Below are 21,838 nucleotides of genomic sequence, written 5' to 3'. Positions count from 1 at the left end.
GACCTTAACTTTCCGGGCTCCACGCCTCTGGCACCATGACCTTGAACATGCCGGCCTTGGCCAGCCGGCGCGCCAGTTTCAGCAGCGCCTTGTCCTTGGTGATGAGGATGGCGGCGTTGGCGTCGCGCGCCACTTCGAGGAACTTCTGGTCGTCCTTGTCGGTGCAGACCGGCAGGCGGATGCCGGACTCGGGCGGGGCGACCACCTTGATCAGCTCGTCAAAGCGGGCGGCGGCCAGCGGGCGGGAATCGTCATCCAGCGGCAGGTGCTTGTAGTGCAACACGATGTTGTACTCGTCGCGGCAGTCGGAGCGGGTGATGGCTTCGACCGTGCCGTCTTCCAGCGCGGCCAGCAGCGCGGCCCAGCGCGGGTCCTTGAACACGAACAGGTCGAGGCAGACGTTGGTGTCGATAACGATGCGCGTCGGTGTGAGTTTCTCTGGAACAGGTATCATGTGCTTAGTTCGTAAAAATGTTTATCTGGAATCTTATGCTGATAGTGCTTTCGCCTGCAAAAAGTCTCGACCTGGAGACCCCTCCGACCACCAAGTTGCACTCCCAACCTGATTTTCTCGACCACTCGGCCCAGCTGATAGCCCGCCTGCGCGAATTTTCGCCGGTGCAGATCGGCGAGCTGATGGACCTGTCCGACAATCTGTCGGCGCTCAACGTTGCCCGCTACGCATCGTGGACTCCCGACACCGCAGAGGGCCGCCAGGCCGTGATGGCCTTCAACGGCGACGTCTACGGCGGCCTGGATGCGCGCAGCCTCAAGCCGGGCCAGCTGGACTATGCGCAATCGCGCATCCGCATCCTGTCCGGCCTGTACGGCATGCTGCGGCCGCTCGACCTGATCCATCCGCACCGGCTGGAAATGGGCACCCGCCTGGCCAATCCGCGCGGCAAGGACCTGTACGCCTTCTGGGGCGAGACCATCACCCAGGCGCTCAACAAGACCGCGGCCGAGCAGGGCGCCGAGACGCTGGTCAACCTGGCGTCCGAGGAATACTTCAAGTCGGTCAAGCCCAAGCTGCTGGATGTGCCGGTGATCACGCCGCAGTTCGAAGACTGGAAAAACGGCAAATACAAGATCATTTCGTTCTACGCCAAGCGGGCGCGCGGCCTGATGGCGCGTTTCGCCGCCGTCAAAGGCATCACCGATCCGCAAAAACTGAAGAAATTCAACGTCGATGGTTATGCGTTCGACAAGAAAGACTCGGACGACAAGACCTGGATTTTCCGCCGCCGGGTCGAAGCGTAAAACGGGGTAAATAATAAAAAACCGGGACCTGGGTCCCGGTTTTTGTCAGCTTTTAACTTAATTCCACAGCTTCCACCAGTGACGTTCGGCTTTTTTGCCTTCGTCCAGGAACTTGCTGGAAGGGTAGTTCAGCTTGAAAACGCGCATCGTGTCATCGCGCAGCTCGGTCATGCCCAGCTTGTCGTAGCTGCGGATCATGATGAACAGCGCTTCTTCGATCGCCGGCGAGTCGCGGTAGTCGTTCATGATGCCCATGGCGCGGTTGGCCGCTGCCAGGTAGGCGCCGCGACGGTAGTAGTAGCGCGCCACGTGAACTTCATACGAAGCCATCGCATTGATCAGATAACGCATACGATCCAGCGAATCCGGCGTATACTTGCTGTTTGGGAACTTGTCCACCAGCTGTTTGAAGGCCGCGTACGCTTCGCGCGTGGCTTTCGGGTCGCGTTCGGTGGCGTCCTGCTCGTAGATGAAGTTCAGGAAGCCGATCTGGTCGTTGAAGTTGATCAGGCCGCGCAGGTAGTACATGTAGTCGACGTTGGCGTGGTTCGGGTGCAGCTTGATGAAGCGCTCCACGGCTGCCAGCGCCTGGGCCTGGTCCTGCGATTTGTAGTAGGCGTAAGCGATCTGCATCTGCGCCTGCTGGGCGTAAGTGCCGAACGGATAGCTCGATTCCAGCTTCTCGTACAACTGAATTGCGCGTTCGTAGTGCTGGCCATCCAGCTCTTCGCTCGCCTCCGAGTATAATTTCGTAGCGCTCCAACCTTTAGTCTCGTCGATTTTCTCCGAGAACAAACCGCAAGCGGACAAACTAAGCAGAACCAACGTTGCTGCGACTACTTTCAATTTTTTTTGCATATGTTTTGCAAGAAGCTGTTTAACCAAAGTTTTACAATAGGCTGATTATAGCCGATGGGAATGCTGTGATATTAACTCCAAAGCCGAATTTGGCCGAATCTTCTTCCGATCATGAATCCGATGCCGACCTGTTGGTCGAGCAAGACGGCGATTTTGGCGAAGACGATGGCCTGGCTCCGATCCAACTGGAACTGACCCCCGAAGTCTGCGGCCAACGCCTGGACAAGGTGATTTCCCACCTGGTCCCGCAATTCTCGCGCGGCCGCCTGCAAATGTGGATCACCGACGGCTTCGTCACTGTCGATGGCAAACCGGCCAAAAGCACCAAGGACACCGTCTACGGCGACGAGAAGATCGTCATTCTGCCCCAACCGGCGCCGGAAGACGAGGCTTTTAAACCGGAAGCGATGGAACTTAACATCGTTTACGAAGATGAGCACCTGATGGTCATCAACAAACCGGCCGGCCTGGTGGTCCATCCGGGCGCAGGCAACTGGTCCGGCACGCTGTTGAACGGCCTGCTGCACCACTGTCCGCAACTGTCGGGTGTGCCGCGCGCCGGCATCGTCCACCGCCTGGACAAGGATACCAGCGGCCTGATGGTGGTCGGCAAGACGCTGCCGGCCCAGACCGACCTGGTGCGCCAGCTGGCCGCGCGCACCGTCAAGCGCGAGTATTTCGCCATCGTCTGGGGCATGCCGCGCATCAGCGGTACGATCGATTCGTCGATGGGCCGCCACCCGAAAGACCGCATCAAGATGGCGGTGTCGACCGGCATGGGCTCCAAGCCGGCCATCACCCACTATCAGGTGCTGGGCGGCGGCAAGCTGGGCGAAGGCCGTCCGGTGACCTTGGTTCAGTGCCGCCTGGAAACTGGCCGCACCCACCAGATCCGCGTGCACATGATGTCGATCGGCTTCCCGCTGGTGGGCGACACCACCTACGGCAAGCAGCATCTGGCCGATTACTTCCCGCGTCAGGCGCTGCAAGCGCGCCGCCTGGGGCTGGTTCATCCGGCCACCGGCGAGCAATGCGAATGGACCGTGCCGTTGGCCGACGATTTTGCCGAGTTGCTGGCCCGCGCCGGCATCGAGGTACCGGAAGGCATTTGATGTCCACCCCGTCACATTGGCTGATCCCGCATTGGCCTGGCTTGCCAGACAATGTGGGGGCGTTGTCGACCACGCGGCGCGGCGGCGTCAGCCCGGCGCCGTATGACGATGGCATGGGCGGCGGCGGCCTGAACCTGGGCACCCACGTCGGCGACCAGCCGCACAATGTGGCCCGCAACCGCGACATCCTGCGCGCCTTGCTGCCGGGAGCGCCGGCCTGGCTGTCGCAGGTGCACGGCACGACGGTGGTCGATGTGGCCCGGATCGGGCTGCAAGATGTGCCGGAGGCGGACGCCAGTTTTTCCGTCGCGCCGGGCAAGCCCTGCGTCATCATGACGGCCGACTGCCTGCCGGTGCTGTTCTGCGATGTCGAAGGCAAGACCGTGGGGGCCGCGCATGCGGGCTGGCGCGGACTGGCCGCAGGCGTGTTGGAAAACACTGTGAAATCGATGCGCGCGGCCGGCGCCGGCGAGTTGATGGCCTGGATGGGGCCGGCGATCGGCGCCTACCAGTTCGAGGTCGGGCAGGAGGTCAAGCAGGCTTTCCTGACCGGCGCGCTCGATGCGTCCGGCGTGCGCCACGTGGAAGCGGCGTTTTCGCTTATCGACGGCAAACCGGGCAAGTACATGGCCGATATCTACGGCCTGGCGCGCTACGTGCTGCATCGGGCAGGGGTGATGCAGGTGCATGGCGGCGAGTTCTGCACCGTGTCCAATTCCGGCCGGTTTTACTCCTACCGGCGCGACGGCGTCACCGGACGGCAGGCCGCTTTGATCTGGATCAAATGAATCGAACAGCCGCTGGCTTAGTCTTCCGTTTCGGTTTGGGCGGCGGCCTGGCGGGCCTCGTGCGCCGCCAGTTCGGCCGCGCGGCGCCGGGCTTTGCGCTTGCCGGTGCCCGAGATGTAAATCAAAGTACCCAAGGGCAGCACGCAGTAGAACAAAAACGTTACAATTCCCGCAACGACGGTGGGCTCGGTCAGAGCCATCAGTCCGACCACGTAGATCCAAGCAATAGCAACAATCAGCATCAGCAGCCCAAGTAAAGATATTTAAACTATTTTTAGGGAATCAAACATGAATTTGCCAGATCCTCAAGCCATTGCCAACGCCTGGATGTCGCAGATGAGCGACCCCGGACAGTGGCAATCCTGGTTCAATATGGCGCCCACCACGGACGCCAATCCGCTGGCCGCCATGATGCAGGATGTGGGCGCCTCGGTGAAGCCGGAGGCCATGGAGCAGCTGAAAAACCAGTATCTGCAAGATTTTGGCGATTTATGGCAGGAGTTTTTGTCCGGCAAAACGCCCGATGTGGCCGACCGCCGCTTCACTTCAAACGCCTGGCAGGGCAATCCCATGTCGTCGTTCAATGCGGCATCATACCTGCTCAACGCCAAATTCCTGAATGCCATGGTCGACACGGTGGAAACCTCCGGCCAGCAAAAGCAGAAAATCCGCTTTGCCGTGCAGCAGATCATCGACGCCATGTCGCCGGCCAACTTCCTGGCCACCAATCCCGAGGCGCAGCAAAAGCTGATCGAAACCAAGGGCGAGAGCCTGACCAAGGGCCTGGCCAATATGCTGGCCGACATGAACAAGGGTCATATCTCGCTGTCCGACGAATCGGCGTTCGAAGTGGGCCGCAACCTGGCCACGACCGAGGGCACGGTGGTGTATGAGAATCCGCTGTTCCAGCTGATCCAGTACAAGCCGGTCACTGCCACGGTGCACCAGCGCCCGCTGCTGATGGTGCCGCCTTGCATCAACAAGTTCTACATCCTTGATTTGCAACCGGAAAATTCGTTGGTGCGCTATGCGGTGGAGCAGGGCAACAGCGTGTTCCTGATCTCGTGGAGCAATCCCGACCAGTCGCTGGCCGGCACCACCTGGGACGATTATGTCGACCAGGGCGTGATCGAAGCGATCCACGTGGTGCAGGACATCAGCGGCCAGGACCAGATGAACATGCTGGGCTTCTGCGTCGGCGGCACACTGGTCTCGACCGCGCTGTCGGTGCTGGCGGCGCGCGGCGAAAAGCCGGCCTCCAGCCTGACCCTGCTGACCACCTTCCTCGACTTCAGCGATACCGGCGTGCTGGACGTGTTTGTCGACGAAGCCCAGGTAGCTATGCGCGAGCAGCAACTGAAGGGCGGTGGCCTGATGCCCGGCCGCGACTTGGCCAGCACCTTCTCCAGCCTGCGTCCGAACGACCTGGTGTGGAACTACGTGCAGTCCAACTACCTGAAGGGCAACGAACCGCCGCCGTTCGACCTGCTGTACTGGAACTCGGACAGCACCAATCTGCCGGGCCCGATGTTCTGCTGGTACCTGCGCAACACCTACCTCGAGAACAAGCTCAAGACCGGCAAGCTGAAGGTGGCGGGCCAGAAGGTCGACCTGAGCAGCATCGACGCGCCGGCCTTCATCTACGGCTCGCGGGAAGACCACATCGTGCCGTGGATGTCGGCCTTCAGCTCGATGAACATCCTCAATCCGGGCAAGGTCAAGGCCAACCGCTTCGTGCTGGGCGCATCCGGCCACATCGCGGGCGTGATCAATTCGCCGGCGAAGAACAAGCGCAGCTACTGGACCAACGACAAGCCGCTGGGCCGCGCCGTTGCCAAGCCGCAGGATGGCGAAGCATGGATGGCTGGGGCGACGGAAAACCCGGGCAGCTGGTGGCCGGAGTGGGCCGCCTTCCTGGCCGAGCACGGCGGCAAGGACGTCAAGCCCAAGGCCAAACCCGGCAATGCCCGTTACCATGCCATCGAACCGGCCCCCGGCCGCTATGTGAAGGTACGTGCAGATTAATTTCAGCAGGGAAAAAGCATACTATTGTCTATCTGTAAATTTGGTTGCGTTGCAATAAAACCCAAAAGTTATATCAGATTGTGCAAGACATGCTTTTTCCCCTCTATAATAGAAAAAGTAGGCTAGTGGGAAAGCGGACCGAAGTTCGCTTTTTTTTCGAATTGTTAGAGTACGCGCTGCGGCGCAATAAGTGGACTTGTGATGAGTAGTGCGAAAAAAAATGCTGAACGTCTGATTAAGAAATACCCGAATCGCCGTCTGTACGACACGCAGACCAGTTCCTACATCACGCTGACGGACGTCAAGCAGCTGGTGCTGGACAACGAAGAATTCACCGTGGTCGACGCCAAGAGCAATGAAGACCTGAGCCGCAGCATCCTGCTCCAGATCATCCTGGAAGAAGAGGCCAGCGGCGCGCCGATGTTCTCCAGCGACGTGCTGGCACAGATCATCCGCTTCTACGGCCACGCCATGCAGGGCATGATGGGCTCGTACCTGGAAAAGAACGTGCAAGCCTTTACCGACATCCAGCGCAAGTTCACCGGCACCACGGCCGGCGGCCTGGAAGGCAAGCCATTCAGCCCGGAAATGTGGACGCAGTTCATGAACGTCCAGGGCCCGATGATGCAGGGCATGATGAACAACTACATCGACCAGAGCAAGAGCCTGTTCGTGCAGATGCAAGAGCAGATGCAAAGCCAGAGCAAGAACATCTTCGGCACCTTCCCCTTCGTTCCGGGCGTGCCGCCGACCGACAAGAAGTAATCCTTCACGGTCCGCTGCATTAAAAACGGCACAGCCGCTTCGGTCGCTGTGCCGTTTTTGTAGCCAAGTTACAAAAACTCCAGAATTTCGTTGACACCAGAATTTCTTCAGTAGTACTATCGACAACATCAGTGGAAGCGCTTCCACTTCACGAATAGACGAAGGAGTCGCTGTGGTTGTTGATGCATCAGTAGCACTGGAAGAGACGTTCTCGCCGCCGGCCGATTCGGTCCTGTGGAATAAGGATTTCCTGCTGGGCGCCGCCACCGCGGCCTATCAAATTGAAGGCGCCATCGCCGAAGACGGCCGCATTCCCTCGATCTGGGACACCTTCTCGGCCACGCCGGGCAAGACGCTGGCCGGCGACACCGGCGACGTCGCCTGCGACCATTACCACCGCTGGCCGGAAGACATCGAACTGCTGGCCAGCCTGAACGTCGGCGCCTATCGCCTGTCGATCTCCTGGCCGCGCGTGATGACGGCGGACGGCCAGCCGAATCAAAAGGGCATCGCCTTCTACCGCAAGCTGCTGACGGCGCTGCGCGCCAAGGGCCTGAAGACTTACGTCACGCTGTACCACTGGGACCTGCCGCAGCACCTGGAAGACAAGGGCGGCTGGGTCAACCGCGACACGGCCTACCGCTTCGCCGAATACGCCGACATGATCAGCAAGGAGCTGACCGGCCTGGTGGACGCCTGGGCCACGCTGAACGAGCCCTGGTGCTCGGCCATGCACGGCTACGGCACCGGCCACCACGCGCCGGGCAAGCAGGACGTGGTCTACGCCACGCAGGCCATGCACCATCTGCTGCTGGGCCACGGCCTGGCGGTGGCGCACCTGCGCGCCAACGATCCGGCGGCGCAAGTGGGCATCGTCGCCAACGTCGGCCGCGGCACCTCCACCGGCAGCAGCGACGCCGACCAGCGCGCGGCTTGGCTGTTCGAGCTTCAGCACAATAACTGGGTCCTCGATCCGCTGTTGAAGAAGTCCTATCCGTCGGCGCTGTGGGAGCTGTGGCCGGGCGCCGAGCCGCTGGTGCTGGCCGGCGACATGGACATCATCGGCAGCAAGCTCGATTTCCTCGGCATCAATTACTACTTCCGCACCAATGTCGTCAGCGACGGCAAGCACGGTTATCACGAGGTGGACCTGGAAGGCGTGGAGCGTACCCAGATGGGATGGGAAGTCTACCCGGACGGCCTGCGCCACCTGCTGGTCGGCTTCCGCCGCGATTACCCGAACCTGCCGCCGATCTACATCACCGAGAACGGCATGGCCACCGACGATGAGGTGATCGCCGGCGAAGTCGATGACCGCCAGCGCATCTCGTTCCTGAACCGCCATCTGGAAGCGGTGAACCAGGCGGTGAAGGCGGGCGTCGATGTACGCGGCTACTTTATCTGGTCGTTGATGGACAATTTTGAATGGGCCTTCGGATACGAGCGCCGTTTCGGTATCATCCATGTGGATTATGCGACCCAGAAGCGCACGTTGAAGCGCAGCGCCAGGCTGGTGGCGGATTTCCTCGCTAAACGGGACGCCAAATAATTGAACTTCCGGCAGCCATCCGAATAAAATGGGCGCTCGACGCCCACAGGAGACAGAATGATTAAGGCTACAAAACTGGGAAGCGCCATGGCGCTCGCCCTGGCCGCATGCGCGGGGTTGTCCACGACTGCGCAAGCGCAGGCGCCGGCACCGCTTAAGGCAACGGTGATCCATTGGTGGACGTCGGGCGGCGAATCCCAGGCGGTCAAGCAGTTCGCGGACGCGTACAACAAGGCCGGCGGCCTGTGGATCGACAACGCCATCGCCGGCGCCGATCAGTCGCGCGCCACCACCATCAATCGCATCGTCGGCGGCAATGCGCCGACGGCCGCGCAGTTCAACACTTCCAAGCAGTTCCGCGATTTTGTCGAACAGGGCTTGCTGAACAACGTCGACGACGTCGCTGCCACCGGCAAGTGGGACCAGGTCATGCCGCCGTCAATACTGGCCGCGATCAAGATCAACGGCCACTTCTACGCCGCGCCGGTGGACATCCATATGCCGGCCTGGTTCTTCTATTCCAAGGCCGCGTATAAAAAAGCCGGCATCACCAACGAGCCGCAAACCTGGGACGAGTTCCTGGCGCAGCTGGCCAAGCTGAAGGCGGCAGGCCTGGTGCCGTTGGCCTTCGGCGGCCAGGTATGGCAGGAGAAGATCACCTTCGACGCCATCTTCGCGATGGTCGGCGGCTCCGACCTGTACCTGAAGGTGTACCGCGACCGCGATCAAAAGGCCGTGATGTCGCCGGCCTTCAAGCAAGTGCTGGTCGACTTCAAGAAACTGAAAGCCTTTGTGGATGCAGGCTCGCCGGGCCGCAACTGGAACGATGCGACGGCGATGGTCGTCAGCGGCAAGGCCGGCGTGCAGATCATGGGTGACTGGGCCAAGGGCGAGTTCTCGTCGGCCAAGCAGGTGGCGGGCAAGGACTTCGGCTGCTTCCCCGGCTTCGGTCCGAAAGCGCCGTACATCGTCGCCGGCGACGCCTTCGTGTTCCCGAAAACCACGGACGCCAACGCCGTCAAGGCGCAGAAGCTGCTGGCGACGGTGGTTACTTCGCCGGCTGCGCAGGTGGCCTTCAACTCGCGCAAGGGCGCGATCCCGATTCGCGGCGATGTCGACGAATCGACGCTGGACATCTGCGCCAAGCAGGGCCTGGCCATCATCAAGGACAAGAGCCGCCAGCTGCCGAACGCCGAAATGCTGGCGACCCCGGACACCACCGGCGCCTTGCAGGACGTGCTGACCAGCTACTGGAACAAGAACCAGTCGGCGGACGACGCGCAAAAAGCCTTTGCCCGCGCGCTGAAGGACCAATAAGCCATGGCCAAGAAGCGTCAAAGCGTTTCCATCGCCGCCTACGTCGCCATGATACCGATGGCATTGACGGTGCTGCTGGCCTACCTGGGCACGATGCTGTGGACGGCCCGCGTGTCGGTCAGCAGTTCGCGCACCTTCCCGGCCAGCGACTTTGTCGGCGCCTCGCAGTACATCCGCTTGTTTAACAACGAGCGCTGGCTGCTGTCGCTGCAAAACGTCGCCGTTTATGGCGTGCTGTTCATCGCCGCCTGCCTGGTCATTGGCTTCCTGCTGGCCGTGTTCATCGACCAGAAGGTGATGGCGGAAGGCGCTCTGCGCACCATCTTCCTGTATCCGTATGCGATGTCGTTCGTGGCCACGGGCCTGATCTGGCAGTGGATCTTGAATCCCGAACTGGGCATCCAGGAAGTGCTGCACAAGCTGGGCTTCGCCGACGCCAAGTTCGACTGGATCGTCGACCAGGACATGGCGATCTACACCATCGTCATCGCCACCGTGTGGCAGGCTTCCGGCCTGGTGATGGCGCTGATGTTGTCCGGCCTGCGCGGCGTCGACGAGGAATTGTGGAAGGCCGCCCGCATCGACGGCATCCCGCGCTGGCGCGTCTACGTCAGTATCGTGCTGCCGATGCTGGGGGCGTCCGTGTCCACCGCCTTCGTGCTGCTGTTCGTGATGGTGGTGAAGGTGTTCGACTCGGTGGTCGCGATGACGCAGGGCGGGCCTGGAACGGCCAGCGAAGTGCCGGCCAAGTTCATCATGGATTACCTGTTCGGCCGCGCCAACATCGGCCTCGCTTCGGCGGCATCGATCGTGCTGCTGTCCACGGTGCTGGCCATTGTCGCGCCGCTGTACTATGTGCGCAACCGTCGCGCCGCGAAGGGGGCATGATGGGGCAGGTCGTCAAACTCGATAAGGCAGGAATGGAAAAAGCAGCAGAGCTGGCGCCGGGCGCCGCCGCCAATGACAGCATCGCTGGTGCACCGCCGGCCATCAAGCCGCGCCGCAAGCTGGCGTGGACGCCGGCCCGCATCGGCGTCTACGGCTTCCTGATCGTGGCGGCGCTGTTCTTCCTGCTGCCGCTGTATGTGATGCTGGTGACGTCGGTCAAGCCGATGGAGGAGATCCGCCTCGGCACGCTGTTCGCGCTGCCGATGCATGCGACCCTGGAGCCCTGGCTGCAAGCGTGGCAGTCCGCCTGCACGGGACTGGAATGCAACGGCATACGCGGCGGCTTCTGGAACTCGGTCGCCATTGTGGTGCCGAGTACCATCCTGTCGATCGCCATCGGCGCGGTGAACGGCTATGCGCTGTCGTTCTGGCGGCCGCGCGGCGCGGGCCTGCTGTTCGCGGTCCTGATGATGGGCGCCTTCATTCCTGTGCAGGTGATGGTGTACCCGCTGGTGCGCGTGCTGGCTGCGGTGAACCTGTTCAGTTCTTTGCCCGGCATTGTGCTGATCCACACGATCTTTGGCATGCCGGTGATGACGCTCCTGTTCCGTAACTACTACGCGGCGCTGCCGATGGAGTTGTTCAAGGCCGCACGTATCGACGGCGGCGGTTTCTGGCGCATCTTCCTGCAGCTGATGCTGCCGATGTCGACGCCGGTGATCGTGGTCGCCGTCATCATGCAGGTCACCGGCATCTGGAATGACTTCCTGCTTGGCCTGGTGTTCGCGGGTTCCGAGCATCTGCCGATGACGGTCCAGCTGAACAACATCATCAACACCACCACCGGCGAGCGCCTGTACAACGTCAACATGGCTGCGACCATCCTGACGTCGGTCGTGCCGCTGGCTCTCTATTTCATTTCCGGCCGCTGGTTCGTGCGCGGCATCGCCTCTGGCGCAGTGAAGGGTTAAACATGTCTAACGTAGCTATTCGTAATTTGCAGATTCAGCTGGGCGGCAACAAGGTCATCGAGTCGTTGAACCTGGATGTGAAAGCAGGGGAGTTCGTGGTGCTGCTGGGCCCATCGGGCTGCGGCAAATCGACGCTTCTGCATTCCATCGCGGGCTTGATCGACACCACCTCCGGCCAGATCGAAATCGGCGGCAAGGACATGACCTGGGCCGACCCGAAGGATCGCGGCATCGCGCTGGTGTTCCAGTCGTACGCGCTGTACCCGACCATGAACGTGGAGGCCAATATGTCCTTCGGCCTGCGCATCAACGGCACGCCGAAAGCGGAAATCGCCCGCCGCGTCGCGCGCGCTTCGGACATGCTGCAACTGGGGCCGCTGTTGAAGCGCAAGCCGGCCAACCTGTCCGGCGGCCAGCGTCAGCGCGTGGCGATCGGCCGCGCCATCGTGCGCGAGGCGGACGTGATGCTGTTCGATGAACCGTTGTCGAACCTGGACGCCAAGCTGCGCACTGAACTGCGGCGCGAACTGAAGCAGCTGCACAAGCAGTTGGGCGCCACCATGATCTACGTGACCCACGACCAGGTCGAGGCGATGACGCTGGCGCAGCGCATGGCGGTGATGAAGGGCGGCGTGGTTCAGCAGTTCGATACGCCGGCCAATATCTACAGCGAGCCGGCCAATCTGTTCGTAGCGACCTTCCTTGGTTCGCCCGGCATGAATCTGTTCAAGGGCAAGTTGGAGCAGGAGGGCGGCCGCACCGTGTTCCGCAACGATCATATGTCCGTCGACGTGACGGATTATCCATTCAAGCAGCAGCCGGCCGGCAAGCACGAATGTGTGCTGGGCGTGCGGCCTGAAGACATCGACGTCGGCAATTGCGACGGCGCTGAAAACGTGGTGTGCGCATCGGTCTCGCTGATCGAGGCGATGGGCGCGCACCGCGTGTTGTGGCTGGACTTCCACGGTACCCAGGTCGCGGGCATCGTGCAGGACCAGCAGCATCTCGAAACCGAGAAGGACATCAGCTTCTCGATCCGCACCAAGCGCATTTCTCTTTTTGACGGGGCCAGCGAACAGCGGCTCTAACACCGTAGCAGTAGCTGTGTTGTAAGACCGGGCCGCCACGGCATGGCCCGCCGCATCGGTGCGCCTTGCGGTGGCACCGGTTCCACACGTGCATAAGCCGTCACACAGAACGGGGCACGCAAACTAAACTGATGGAAGAAGCGAGGATAGACAAAATGAAGAAAACGATTTTAGCCCTGAGTATTGCGCAGATCGCGCAGTTCGCATTTGCCGGCGGCGCCCTGGCGCAGCAGGCCGCGCCGGTGGCGCAAGCGGGTGGAGAGGTGGAAAAGATCATCGTCACCGCCACCCGCCGCGACACGCTGGTGCAGGACACGCCACTGGCGATCACCGCCTACACCCAGGACACGCTGGCCAACAACCAGGTCAAGGACCTGGCGACGATGACCGCCATGGTGCCTAGCCTGGTAGTGGAGCCGCACAGTGACTCGGGAGGCGTGCACGTCTACATGCGCGGCGTCGGCTCGGCCAATCACACCGAGTTGGGCGACCCCGCCGTGGCGTTCTACGTCGACGGCATCTACGTGCCGCGTCCGCAGGGCGCGACGGCGCTGATGTATGACCTGAACCACGTCGAAGTCGCGCGCGGTCCGCAAGGTACGCTGAACGGCCGTAACTCCACCGCCGGCGCGGTCAACCTGGTGTCCGGCGCACCCAGCACCGCCAAGACGTTCGGCTCCGCCAGCATCACGCTGGGCGACTACCATCATATCCAGACCCAGGCCATGATGAACATCCCGCTCAGCGAGGACATCGCGCTGCGCATCGCCGCCATCAAGGACCAGCACGACGGCTACGTCGACTTCCTCAAAGGTTCGAACGTCCAGCCGGGCACCAAGAAATACGGCGCTGGCGACCAGCAGGGCGCGCGCGCCTCGCTGCTGTGGAAGTTCACTCCGGACCTGAAGGCGACCTTCATCGGCGATTACTACAGCGACACCGGCGCCGGCAACATCTACCTGTCGGCCGAACCGAAGCCGGGCCAGAACCTGCGCTCCGCGCTGATCGACACTCCGGGCACGCTGGACCAGTCCATCATCACCGCCAAGGCCAAGGTTGAATGGCGTCCGATGGACGGCCTGGCGACGCAGTACCTGGGCGCGTGGAGCCGCTTGAAACGCACCAACGGCAGCGATGCCGACGCCGGTTTCTACCCAGGCTTCAAGGCCGAGAACCGCACCGAGTGGAGCCAGTTCGACAGCGTCTCCAACGAGGTACAACTGCGCTCGGATTCGGAATCTCCGCTGCAATGGGTGGGCGGCCTGTTCTTCTTCCGCGAGAAGAACAAGATCCGCTTCGACATCGATCGCAGCCAGATTTCGCAGGCGATGCTGGACCAGGATATCGCCAGCGGCAGCGTGATCTTCGTGCAGCCGACCGTCGGCCAGTATGCATCGGCGATGTCCTTCATCCAGGGCGACCGCGAACTGCATTCGAAAGCCGTGTTCGCGCAAGCCAGCTACGACATCGATCCGCTGTGGAAGGTCACCGGCGGCGCGCGCTACACCAAGGACCATAAGTTCGACATCGGCGGCCAGAACTGGGCCTGTCCGAACTGGCCGGACAACGCGCCGCGCGGCACCGTCGCCCTGACGCCGAACCAGATCGCACAGTTGGTGACGCCGGGCGTGGGCACCATCAACACCCACAACATCGGCCCTGGCGGCGTGGTGAACCAGCAGACCTGCGGCAATACCTACGGCGACAACACAGCCGACCTGAAATACGGCCAGTCCACCTGGCTGGGCCGCGTCGAGTACAAGCCCGCCAAGGACATCCTGACCTTCGCTTCGGTGACCACCGGCTTCCACTCGCCGGCCATCGGCGACGGCGGCGCCACCACCAAGCCGGAGAAGCTGACCAGCTACGAAGTCGGCTTCAAGTCGGACCTGTTCGACCGTAAGCTGTCGCTGAACCTGGACGCGTTCTGGATGAAGTACAAGGACAAGCTGGAATCGCAGGTGGTGAACAACACGCTGCAGAACTTCAACGCGGCCGGCGCCTCGGTGAAGGGCGTCGAAGCGGAATGGAGCTATCGTCCGACCAGCGCCGACCGTTTCAGCGGCAACGCCACCTGGCTGAAGGCGCGCTATGACGACTTCCTGTCCTGTGACGTGGATGCGGCGCGCGCCAACAACCAGTCCTGCGGCACCACCGCGCCTACCGTCAATGTCGGTGGCGCCGTGTTGAAGCACGCGCCGACGTTCGCCACGACTCTCATGTACGAGCATGACTTCGACACCGGCAAGGGCCGCATCACGCCGCGCGCTTCGGCGCACTACGAGTCGGAATCGTTTGTCGGTTCGGGTGCGTTCAATACCGATGTGCCGGGCCATCCGGGCGTGAAGCAGCAGAAGGCCTACACCACGCTGGACCTGAGCGTGCGCTACGAGCCGTTGAACAAGGCTTACACGGCGGAGCTGTTCGTCAACAACGCGACCGACAAGGCGGTGAAGTATGACGCCATCGAAGTCTGCACGCAGGTTGGCGCACCATGCCAGCCGACGCAGCAGATCTGGGCGGCGTACTACAACAATCCGCGCACTTTCGGCGGCCGTGTGTCGATGAAGTTCTAAGAGAAAGGCCGGCAGGGATGCCGGCCTTTTTTACGGTTTGCGCGGAGCGACAGAGCCGCGCATCGTCACCGTGACGGGGAACTCGCGGACGATTTCGTGCTGGGTGCCGTAGCACAGGTTGAGCAGCCAGCGCACGGCGTTCTGCGTCAACTGCTGCATCGGGATATGCACCGACGTCAGGCCCGGCGACGAATACTCGGCCGAGTAGTCATCGTCATAGCCGATCACGGACACCTCGTTCGGCACGCTGATGCCGGCACGGTGGAAGCAGGACAGGGCGCCGACCGCCATTTCATCGTTGGCGCAGAACAGGCCCGTGAACTTGCGGCCCTCGTTGATCAACTGCTGCGTGGCGCTGAAGCCGCCCTCGCGCGAGAAGTCCGATTCGATCAGCCGCACCGCCGAACGCTCGATGTCATTGCGTTGCAGTTCGGCGAAGAAGCCATCCAGGCGCTCCTTGTTATCCGACGTGGTGGCCGGGCCGGAAATCACCGCCAGCTCGCGGTGGCCCGCTTGCAGCAAGGTCTGCGCCGCCAGTTCGCCGCCGTGATAATGATCGGGGCAGAACGAGGCATCCGGCAGCTGCGGGCTGCGGCGGTTGAGGAAGGCCATCTTGGGGTGCATTTTCTGCAGCGAGATCAGGTCCTCGTCGTACAGGTCATGGCCCAGCACCACGATGCCGTCGCAATCGCGGCCGATCAGGAACTTGACCGCCTCCACCGCCTCGTCGCGCGGCGAGCCGTCGCCGCAGCCGGTGGCCACGACCACATGCCTGCGCATGGCGCGCAGCTCGACGTCGGTCTGTTTGAGGATGGTGCCATAGTAGGCGCCGAAGAAGGAGGGCGTGAATATCCCGATCATGCCCAGCGACTGCGCCGACAGCGAGCGGCCGATGGACGAGGGACGGAAATTGAGTTGTTCGATCGCGGCCTGGACTTTCTTCATCGCCTCGGCCGATACCGGACCGGCGCCGGAAATGGCGCGCGATGCTGTCGACATGCCTACACCTGCGAGCACTGCGACGTCTTTCAGCGTTGCCACGAATTCTCCTGAACTGGGTGATGGAAGCCGCGCCGATGCGGGCCACTGGGTTAGCCTCTATCCTATCATGATCTCCCTATGGCGAATGGGGTATAATGTTCGATTGCTCGTAATTTTCATGGCGTATAAAGCAACCTATCATGCAATCGCAACCACTCAATCGTCTCCCCAAGCCCGCAACCGGCGCACCTGCGCCTAAAGTCGGCTTCGTCTCGCTCGGCTGCCCTAAAGCGCTGGTCGACTCCGAACAGATCCTGACCCAGCTGCGTGCCGAAGGCTACGAGACTGCCAAGTCCTACGACGGCGCCGACCTGGTCATCGTCAACACCTGCGGCTTCATCGACGCCGCGGTGCAGGAATCGCTGGACGCCATCGGCGAAGCGCTGGCCGAAAACGGCCGCGTGATCGTGACTGGTTGCCTGGGCGCGAAAAAAGACGCCGCCGGCGACGACATCATCATGAAGGTGCATCCGAAGGTGCTGGCCGTGACCGGCCCGCACGCGTTGGCCGAAGTGATGGATTCGGTCCACCTGCACCTGCCCAAGCCGCACGAGCCTTTCCTCGACCTGATCCCGGCGCAGGGTATCAAGCTGACGCCGAAGCACTACGCCTACCTGAAGATTTCCGAAGGCTGCAACCACCGCTGCTCGTTCTGCATCATCCCTTCGATGCGCGGCGACCTGGTCTCGCGCCCGATCGGTGAGCTGATGCTGGAAGCTGAGAACCTGTTCAAGTCCGGCGTCAAGGAACTGCTGGTGATCTCGCAGGATACGTCGGCCTATGGCGTCGACGTCAAGTTCCGCACCGGTTTCTGGAACGGCCGCCCGATCAAGACCCACATGACGCAGCTGATGGAAGCGCTGGGCGAGCTGGCCAAGTCGTACGGCGCCTGGGTGCGCATGCACTACGTGTACCCATACCCGCACGTCGACCAGGTCATCCCGATGATGGGCGAGCATATCCTGCCGTACCTGGACATCCCGATGCAGCACGCGCATCCCGATGTGCTGAAGCGCATGAAGCGTCCGGCCAGCGGCGAGAAGAACCTGGACCGCATCCTGGCCTGGCGCGCGATGAATCCGAACCTGACCATCCGTTCGACTTTCATCGCCGGCTTCCCAGGCGAGACCGAGGCCGAATTCGAATACCTGCTGGACTTCCTGAAGGAAGCGCAGATCGACCGCCTGGGTTGCTTCGCCTACTCGCCGGTCGAAGGCGCCACCGCGAATGAACTGGCCAATCCGGTACCGGAAGAAGTGCGCGAAGAGCGCCGCGGCCGCGTGATGCTGCTGCAGGAAGAGATCTCGAAAGCGCGCCTGAAGGCCAAGGTTGGCACCACCGTGCGCGTGCTGATCGATGAAGTCAACCGCAGCGGCGGCGTAGGCCGCTCCAGCGCCGACGCGCCGGAAATCGACGGCGTGGTGTACGTCAAGCCGCCGTATGAGCCGCACAAGAAATTGGCCGTCGGCCAGTTCTTCGACGTCAAGATCACCACCTCCGACGCCCACGACCTGTGGGGCGAGGCGCAATAAGCGAATCGAACCTATAATGAAGGCGGACCAGCAATGGACCGCCTTTTTTTCGTCCGTCTATTCTCATCATGACCATCAAAAAATCCCCGCAGACCGCACTCGTTCATACCGACTATCAGGCTCCGGAAGGCTTTGCCGCTTTCCCCGGCGCCATCCACCATGCCTCGACGGTGCTGTTCAAGAACGTGGCGGCCATGCGTTCGGGCGACTGGAAAGAGAAGAACGCCTATACCTACGGCCTGCACGGCACGCCGACCACCTTCACGCTGGAGGCGCGCCTGGCCGAGATCGAGGACGGCAAGTACTGCCTGCTGGCGCCGAGCGGCCTGGCGGCGATCGCCATGGTCGACTTCGCGCTGCTCAAATCCGGCGACGACGTGCTGTTGCCCGATAACGTCTACAACCCCAACCGCGAGCTGGGGCGCTGGCTGTCGGCCGACTACGGCATCACCGCGCGCTACTACGATCCGCTGATCGGCGAAGGCATCGCCGCGCTGATCCAGCCGAATACAAAGCTGATCTGGACCGAGGCGCCGGGTTCGGTGTCGATGGAAGTGCCGGACCTGCCGGCCATCTGCAAGGCGGCGCACGAGCGCGGCGTGATGGTTGCGCTGGACAACACCTGGTCGGCCGGCCTGGCGCTGCGTGGCTTCGAGCTTGGCGTCGACATCATCATGCAGGCGCTGACCAAATACCAGTCCGGCGGATCGGACGTGCTGATGGGCGCCGTCATCGTGCGCGACGCCGCGCTGCACGAAAAGCTCAGCCTTTCGCATATGCGGCTCGGCATGGGCGTCGGCGCGGACGATGCTTACCTGGTCTCGCGCGGCCTGCCGACCATGCGCTTGCGCTTCGACGCGCACGACGCGGCGGCGCGCAAGCTGGCGGCGTGGTTGCAGGCGCGCCCGGAAATCACCAAGGTGCTGCACCCGGCCTTTACCGATTGTCCCGGCCACGAAATCTGGAAGCGCGACTTCAGCGGCGCCGGCGGCTTGTTCTCCGTGCTGTTCGACGAGCGCTATACCGAGGAGCAGACCGACCGCTTCATCGACGCGCTCAAGTTCTTCAAGATCGGCTATAGCTGGGGCGGGGCCAACAGCCTGGTGATGCCTTACCGGATCCAGCACATGCGCAAGGGCTGGACGGACAAGGGCATACTGGTGCGCTTCAACGTGGGCCTGGAAGACGTCAACGATTTGATCGCGGATATCGAGCGCGCGCTGGGAGAGTTGGCATGAGCCGCTTCTGGAGCGATGTGGTCCACGGCCTGACGCCGTACACGCCGGGCGAACAGGTGCAGATGCCCGGCCTGGTCAAACTTAACACTAACGAGAATCCCTACGGCCCGTCCCCCAAGGCGATTGCGGCGATGCAGGCGGCCGTCGGCGACCAGTTGCGCAAGTACTCCGACCCCGGCAACGTCGTCGTGAAGGACGCTGTGGCGCGCCGCTTCGACCTGGCGCGCGAGCAGGTCTTCATCGGCAATAGCTCGGACGAAGTGCTGGCGCACACCTTCCACGCTTTGCTCAAGCACGAGCTGCCGCTGCTTTGCCCGGACATCAGCTACAGTTTCTATCCGACTTATTGCAGCTTGTACGGTATCAAGGCGGTGCAGGTGCCGTTGAACGAGCGCTTCGAGATCGCCGTCGAGGATTATCGCCAGCCGTGCGGCGCCATCATCATCGCCAATCCGAACGCGCCGACCGGCATCGCGCTGCCGCTGGCGCGGATCGAAGCGCTGCTGGCTGCCCATCCCGACCAGGTGGTGGTGATCGATGAAGCCTATGTCGATTTCGGCGGACAAAGCGCCATCGCGCTGCTGGGCCGCTACGATAATCTGCTGGTGATCCAGACGCTGTCCAAATCGCGCTCGCTGGCCGGACTGCGGGTCGGTTATGCCGTCGGTCATCCCGACCTGATCGCGGGCCTGGAGCGAGTGAAGAACAGCTTTAACTGTTATCCGCTGGGGCAAGTGGCGCAGGCCGGCGCGGTGGCTGCGCTGGACGATCTGGCCTACATGGAGCAGACCTCGCAAGCCATCATCGACACGCGCGCGTGGCTGGCCGCGCAGATGCAGGCGCTGGGCTTCGAGGTGCTGCCGTCGGCGGCCAATTTCATCTTCACCCGCCACCCCGGCCACGACGCGGCGCAGCTGGCGGCAGGCTTGCGCGAGAGGGCGATTTTGGTGCGCCACTTCAAGCAGGCGCGTATCGACCAGTTCCTGCGCATCTCCATCGGCACGGACGAAGAGTGCGCGAAACTGGTCGATGCGCTGAAAGCGATACTGCCAACGGGGTGAGGAAGCGATGCCTAGGTGCTAGTTTGGAACGGCGGCAGGCTCGTTGCGTCACGCGGCTTAAGGTGAATCGCGGAACACGCCCCTGATCTCGCGCAGCTTCCAGATGTAATTGAGCGATACCCAGCCGCCTACCGCCACGCCATTTTGCATCGGCGGCACGAAGCGGCACAGGGCGATGGCGTTGCGCGATGCACGGTCCAGCGCCAGTGAACGGCTGGATTTCATGATGCGCGACTCGGCAACGAGGCCCTGCGCGTCGATCCGCAAGGCCATGCGGGCCGTGCCTTCCTGGCCTCTGAGCTTGGCTTCGAACGGATAGGTCGGCGTGTCGCATTCGACCGCCAGCACCGCTGCCGGCAGCGATTCGAAATCATCCGGCCCTGCCGAACTGCCCGCGCCTTTGCCCTGCGCTGTGCCGGCGCCAGAACCAGTGCTAGCGCCAGCGCCCAAAGCCGCTGACACGCCAGGCGCGTGCGCCGCATCCTGCGGTAGCGATTGCGATTGTGAGGTGGGGCTGGCGTGTACGACCGCTGCGTCTTCCGTGGTGGCTTCCGCCTTGATGGTGAAGGTTGGTCCGAAGTCCAATCGGGGCAACGCTGGCGTAGGCATATGCTCGATCGCGATGCCCGCAGCGGATGCGGTGCTGGAGCCTGCGCCGGAACTCAACATCGAGACTTGCGTGATCCGGCTGGGCGCCGCAACGAAGAAGAGGCTGATCTTGCCGGTCTTTTGCAGCATGAACCAGGCAACCAGCAAATGCAGCGCGACGATCAGCAGCAGACTGGAACGACGAGAGTTGCTGTTACGGCCAAACTGCGGGAAATTCAGTTCTTGCTGCATGTGGCGTCCCCTCGTGTAGTGTGTATTGTGAAAAATATCACACTTTGCCGACTGCAGCCAGCGTTCGCAGCAAGAAGGCCGTGATGTCGGCGAACAGCTCCGGCTGGACGGTGTCGCGGTCGAAGCCTGGCGGGTCCTGCGAGGGTTTGAAGTTTGGCCGCGTCATCTCCGGCGGGAACTTGCTCATGAAGGCGAAGTGCCCGGCGCCTGCTATCTCGCGGTGCTCGACCAGCGCGGCATCGGCTACGCCGCCGATGATTTTCTCCGCATGTTCGGCTGGCGTGATGTCGTCCTTTTCGCCGGTGCGCATCAGGATCGGCACGCGCACCGCATGCAGCGAACCGGCGATGAACCAGAACGTGGCGGGATTGAGCAGCACCAGCGCCCGCACGCGCGCGTCGGCCTGCACCGGCACCGGTTGCGGCTGACCATCCTTGCTTTCGCGTGGCCCGGACCAGGGCTGGCCGCCGGCCACCGCCAGCGCCGTATAGCCGCCGATCGAATGGCCGATGACGGCCACGCCGTCGCCGGCGATATGGTGTTTGAGCACAGGATCGGACAACGCCGCGTCGATGGCGAGCGTGATATGGCGCGGCCGGTTGGCCAGGTTGGCGGCGGTGCCGGCCAGGCTGTTGTCATGCCGCGTATTGCCTGTGTGCGCGGGCAGCGCCACCACAAAGCCTGCCTGCACCAGGTGCTTTGCCATTTGCCGATAGGTCCACGGCGTGCCGGAATTACCGTGCGAGATGAGCACCAGAGGATGCGCGCCGGCGGCCGGCGACGCATCCCTGGCGACGCTCACGGTGTATGGACCGAAGTGTTCGGCCGCTTCGACGCCGTCGGCGGGATAGAGCAGCGCCAGCGGCACCACCGCTCCCTGTACCGTGTCATCGATGTCGACCAGGCGACAGCCACATACTTGAACCATG

At 62.4% G+C, this 21,838-nt stretch carries 20 protein-coding genes; 14 read left to right on the top strand and 6 right to left on the bottom strand.

The window, feature by feature from the left end; genetic code table 11:
• Nucleotides 1-4: 4 nt before the first annotated feature.
• Nucleotides 5-454, bottom strand: a complete 450-nt coding sequence (locus D0T21_RS08845; RefSeq protein ID WP_116990959.1) for a putative toxin-antitoxin system toxin component, PIN family — start codon at nucleotides 452-454, stop codon at nucleotides 5-7.
• A gap of 35 nt (nucleotides 455-489) precedes the next feature.
• Between D0T21_RS08845 and yaaA the strand changes: the two genes are divergently transcribed.
• Nucleotides 490-1,260, top strand: a complete 771-nt coding sequence (gene yaaA / locus D0T21_RS08840) for a peroxide stress protein YaaA (protein WP_116990958.1) — start codon at nucleotides 490-492, stop codon at nucleotides 1,258-1,260.
• 57 nt (nucleotides 1,261-1,317) lie between these two features.
• Here the strand turns inward: yaaA and D0T21_RS08835 are convergent, their stop codons facing one another.
• Nucleotides 1,318-2,118, bottom strand: coding sequence for an outer membrane protein assembly factor BamD (locus tag D0T21_RS08835; RefSeq protein WP_116990957.1), 801 nt, complete (start codon nucleotides 2,116-2,118; stop codon nucleotides 1,318-1,320).
• Nucleotides 2,119-2,183: 65 nt separating this feature from the next.
• Here D0T21_RS08835 and D0T21_RS08830 point away from each other — a divergent pair, with 65 nt between their 5' ends.
• A complete protein-coding gene (locus D0T21_RS08830; RefSeq protein ID WP_116990956.1) occupies nucleotides 2,184-3,230 on the top strand; it encodes an RluA family pseudouridine synthase in 1,047 nt (348 codons plus the stop codon).
• Nucleotides 3,230-4,018: a peptidoglycan editing factor PgeF gene (gene pgeF / locus D0T21_RS08825; protein WP_116990955.1), complete on the top strand. Its 789-nt coding sequence runs from the start codon at nucleotides 3,230-3,232 to the stop codon at nucleotides 4,016-4,018. The genes D0T21_RS08830 and pgeF overlap by 1 nt, the downstream gene beginning before the upstream one ends.
• Nucleotides 4,019-4,035: 17 nt before the next feature.
• On the opposite strand, the gene D0T21_RS08820 is transcribed toward pgeF, so the two are convergent.
• Entirely contained in the window at nucleotides 4,036-4,260 is a 225-nt protein-coding gene (locus tag D0T21_RS08820) for a hypothetical protein (RefSeq protein WP_116990954.1), read from the bottom strand.
• A 46-nt stretch (nucleotides 4,261-4,306) separates the two neighbouring features.
• Between D0T21_RS08820 and phaC the strand changes: the two genes are divergently transcribed.
• From phaC to D0T21_RS08780, 8 genes are all read left to right on the top strand, one after another.
• Complete coding sequence (gene phaC, locus D0T21_RS08815) at nucleotides 4,307-6,043, top strand: class I poly(R)-hydroxyalkanoic acid synthase (protein WP_116990953.1); 1,737 nt, start codon at nucleotides 4,307-4,309, stop codon at nucleotides 6,041-6,043.
• Nucleotides 6,044-6,244: 201 nt separating this feature from the next.
• A complete protein-coding gene (gene phaR / locus D0T21_RS08810; RefSeq protein ID WP_020706485.1) occupies nucleotides 6,245-6,808 on the top strand; it encodes a polyhydroxyalkanoate synthesis repressor PhaR in 564 nt (187 codons plus the stop codon).
• 172 nt (nucleotides 6,809-6,980) lie between these two features.
• Nucleotides 6,981-8,357: a GH1 family beta-glucosidase gene (locus tag D0T21_RS08805; RefSeq protein ID WP_116990952.1), complete on the top strand. Its 1,377-nt coding sequence runs from the start codon at nucleotides 6,981-6,983 to the stop codon at nucleotides 8,355-8,357.
• Between the two features lie 57 nt (nucleotides 8,358-8,414).
• The gene (locus tag D0T21_RS08800; protein ID WP_116990951.1) at nucleotides 8,415-9,674 is read left to right on the top strand and encodes an ABC transporter substrate-binding protein; all 1,260 of its coding nucleotides are present in this window, start codon (nucleotides 8,415-8,417) and stop codon (nucleotides 9,672-9,674) included.
• Between the two features lie 3 nt (nucleotides 9,675-9,677).
• Complete coding sequence (locus D0T21_RS08795; protein ID WP_116990950.1) at nucleotides 9,678-10,562, top strand: carbohydrate ABC transporter permease; 885 nt, start codon at nucleotides 9,678-9,680, stop codon at nucleotides 10,560-10,562.
• A gap of 32 nt (nucleotides 10,563-10,594) precedes the next feature.
• On the top strand, nucleotides 10,595-11,533 hold the full coding sequence (locus tag D0T21_RS08790; protein WP_116990949.1) for a carbohydrate ABC transporter permease: 939 nt from the start codon (nucleotides 10,595-10,597) through the stop codon (nucleotides 11,531-11,533).
• 2 nt (nucleotides 11,534-11,535) lie between these two features.
• The gene (locus D0T21_RS08785) at nucleotides 11,536-12,621 is read left to right on the top strand and encodes an ABC transporter ATP-binding protein (RefSeq protein ID WP_116990948.1); all 1,086 of its coding nucleotides are present in this window, start codon (nucleotides 11,536-11,538) and stop codon (nucleotides 12,619-12,621) included.
• A 155-nt stretch (nucleotides 12,622-12,776) separates the two neighbouring features.
• A complete protein-coding gene (locus D0T21_RS08780) occupies nucleotides 12,777-15,197 on the top strand; it encodes a TonB-dependent receptor (protein WP_158567985.1) in 2,421 nt (806 codons plus the stop codon).
• A 30-nt stretch (nucleotides 15,198-15,227) separates the two neighbouring features.
• Here D0T21_RS08780 and D0T21_RS08775 read toward each other — a convergent pair whose 3' ends face one another.
• Complete coding sequence (locus tag D0T21_RS08775) at nucleotides 15,228-16,238, bottom strand: LacI family DNA-binding transcriptional regulator (RefSeq protein ID WP_116990946.1); 1,011 nt, start codon at nucleotides 16,236-16,238, stop codon at nucleotides 15,228-15,230.
• A gap of 140 nt (nucleotides 16,239-16,378) precedes the next feature.
• Between D0T21_RS08775 and rimO the strand changes: the two genes are divergently transcribed.
• The 3 genes from rimO (at nucleotide 16,379) to hisC (ending at nucleotide 20,069) form a co-directional block, all read left to right on the top strand.
• Nucleotides 16,379-17,770, top strand: a complete 1,392-nt coding sequence (gene rimO, locus D0T21_RS08770; protein ID WP_116990945.1) for a 30S ribosomal protein S12 methylthiotransferase RimO — start codon at nucleotides 16,379-16,381, stop codon at nucleotides 17,768-17,770.
• A 68-nt stretch (nucleotides 17,771-17,838) separates the two neighbouring features.
• On the top strand, nucleotides 17,839-19,008 hold the full coding sequence (locus tag D0T21_RS08765) for a cystathionine beta-lyase (protein WP_116990944.1): 1,170 nt from the start codon (nucleotides 17,839-17,841) through the stop codon (nucleotides 19,006-19,008).
• A complete protein-coding gene (gene hisC, locus D0T21_RS08760; protein WP_116990943.1) occupies nucleotides 19,005-20,069 on the top strand; it encodes a histidinol-phosphate transaminase in 1,065 nt (354 codons plus the stop codon). Before D0T21_RS08765 ends, hisC begins: the two co-directional genes overlap by 4 nt.
• A gap of 57 nt (nucleotides 20,070-20,126) precedes the next feature.
• On the opposite strand, the gene D0T21_RS08755 is transcribed toward hisC, so the two are convergent.
• Both D0T21_RS08755 and D0T21_RS08750 read right to left on the bottom strand, forming a co-directional pair.
• Entirely contained in the window at nucleotides 20,127-20,909 is a 783-nt protein-coding gene (locus tag D0T21_RS08755) for an energy transducer TonB (protein ID WP_116990942.1), read from the bottom strand.
• Nucleotides 20,910-20,946: 37 nt separating this feature from the next.
• Nucleotides 20,947-21,837 (bottom strand): alpha/beta hydrolase, encoded by an 891-nt coding sequence (locus D0T21_RS08750; RefSeq protein ID WP_116990941.1) that lies wholly within the window; start codon nucleotides 21,835-21,837, stop codon nucleotides 20,947-20,949.
• Nucleotide 21,838 lies beyond the last annotated feature (1 nt).

Origin of the sequence: Duganella sp. BJB476 (assembly GCF_003416895.1) — a bacterium.
Lineage (GTDB): Bacteria > Pseudomonadota > Gammaproteobacteria > Burkholderiales > Burkholderiaceae_D > Rugamonas.
Note: the sequence above shows the minus strand (reverse complement) of the source record. Positions and strands in the feature narration are given on the sequence as shown.

Bases quoted from the DNA above. Each gene is read 5' to 3' on its own strand.
- D0T21_RS08835 (WP_116990957.1), bottom strand. From the start codon at position 2,118: ATGCAAAAAAAATTGAAAGTAGTCGCAGCAACGTTGGTTCTGCTTAGT.
- D0T21_RS08785 (WP_116990948.1), top strand. From the start codon at position 11,536: ATGTCTAACGTAGCTATTCGTAATTTGCAGATTCAGCTGGGCGGCAAC.
- D0T21_RS08765 (WP_116990944.1), top strand. From the start codon at position 17,839: ATGACCATCAAAAAATCCCCGCAGACCGCACTCGTTCATACCGACTAT.
- yaaA (WP_116990958.1), top strand. From the start codon at position 490: ATGCTGATAGTGCTTTCGCCTGCAAAAAGTCTCGACCTGGAGACCCCT.
- D0T21_RS08820 (WP_116990954.1), bottom strand. From the start codon at position 4,260: ATGCTGATTGTTGCTATTGCTTGGATCTACGTGGTCGGACTGATGGCT.
- D0T21_RS08755 (WP_116990942.1), bottom strand. From the start codon at position 20,909: ATGCAGCAAGAACTGAATTTCCCGCAGTTTGGCCGTAACAGCAACTCT.
- D0T21_RS08750 (WP_116990941.1), bottom strand. From the start codon at position 21,837: ATGGTTCAAGTATGTGGCTGTCGCCTGGTCGACATCGATGACACGGTA.
- hisC (WP_116990943.1), top strand. From the start codon at position 19,005: ATGAGCCGCTTCTGGAGCGATGTGGTCCACGGCCTGACGCCGTACACG.
- D0T21_RS08800 (WP_116990951.1), top strand. From the start codon at position 8,415: ATGATTAAGGCTACAAAACTGGGAAGCGCCATGGCGCTCGCCCTGGCC.
- phaR (WP_020706485.1), top strand. From the start codon at position 6,245: ATGAGTAGTGCGAAAAAAAATGCTGAACGTCTGATTAAGAAATACCCG.
- D0T21_RS08795 (WP_116990950.1), top strand. From the start codon at position 9,678: ATGGCCAAGAAGCGTCAAAGCGTTTCCATCGCCGCCTACGTCGCCATG.
- phaC (WP_116990953.1), top strand. From the start codon at position 4,307: ATGAATTTGCCAGATCCTCAAGCCATTGCCAACGCCTGGATGTCGCAG.
- D0T21_RS08780 (WP_158567985.1), top strand. From the start codon at position 12,777: ATGAAGAAAACGATTTTAGCCCTGAGTATTGCGCAGATCGCGCAGTTC.
- D0T21_RS08790 (WP_116990949.1), top strand. From the start codon at position 10,595: ATGGAAAAAGCAGCAGAGCTGGCGCCGGGCGCCGCCGCCAATGACAGC.
- rimO (WP_116990945.1), top strand. From the start codon at position 16,379: ATGCAATCGCAACCACTCAATCGTCTCCCCAAGCCCGCAACCGGCGCA.
- pgeF (WP_116990955.1), top strand. From the start codon at position 3,230: ATGTCCACCCCGTCACATTGGCTGATCCCGCATTGGCCTGGCTTGCCA.
- D0T21_RS08845 (WP_116990959.1), bottom strand. From the start codon at position 454: ATGATACCTGTTCCAGAGAAACTCACACCGACGCGCATCGTTATCGAC.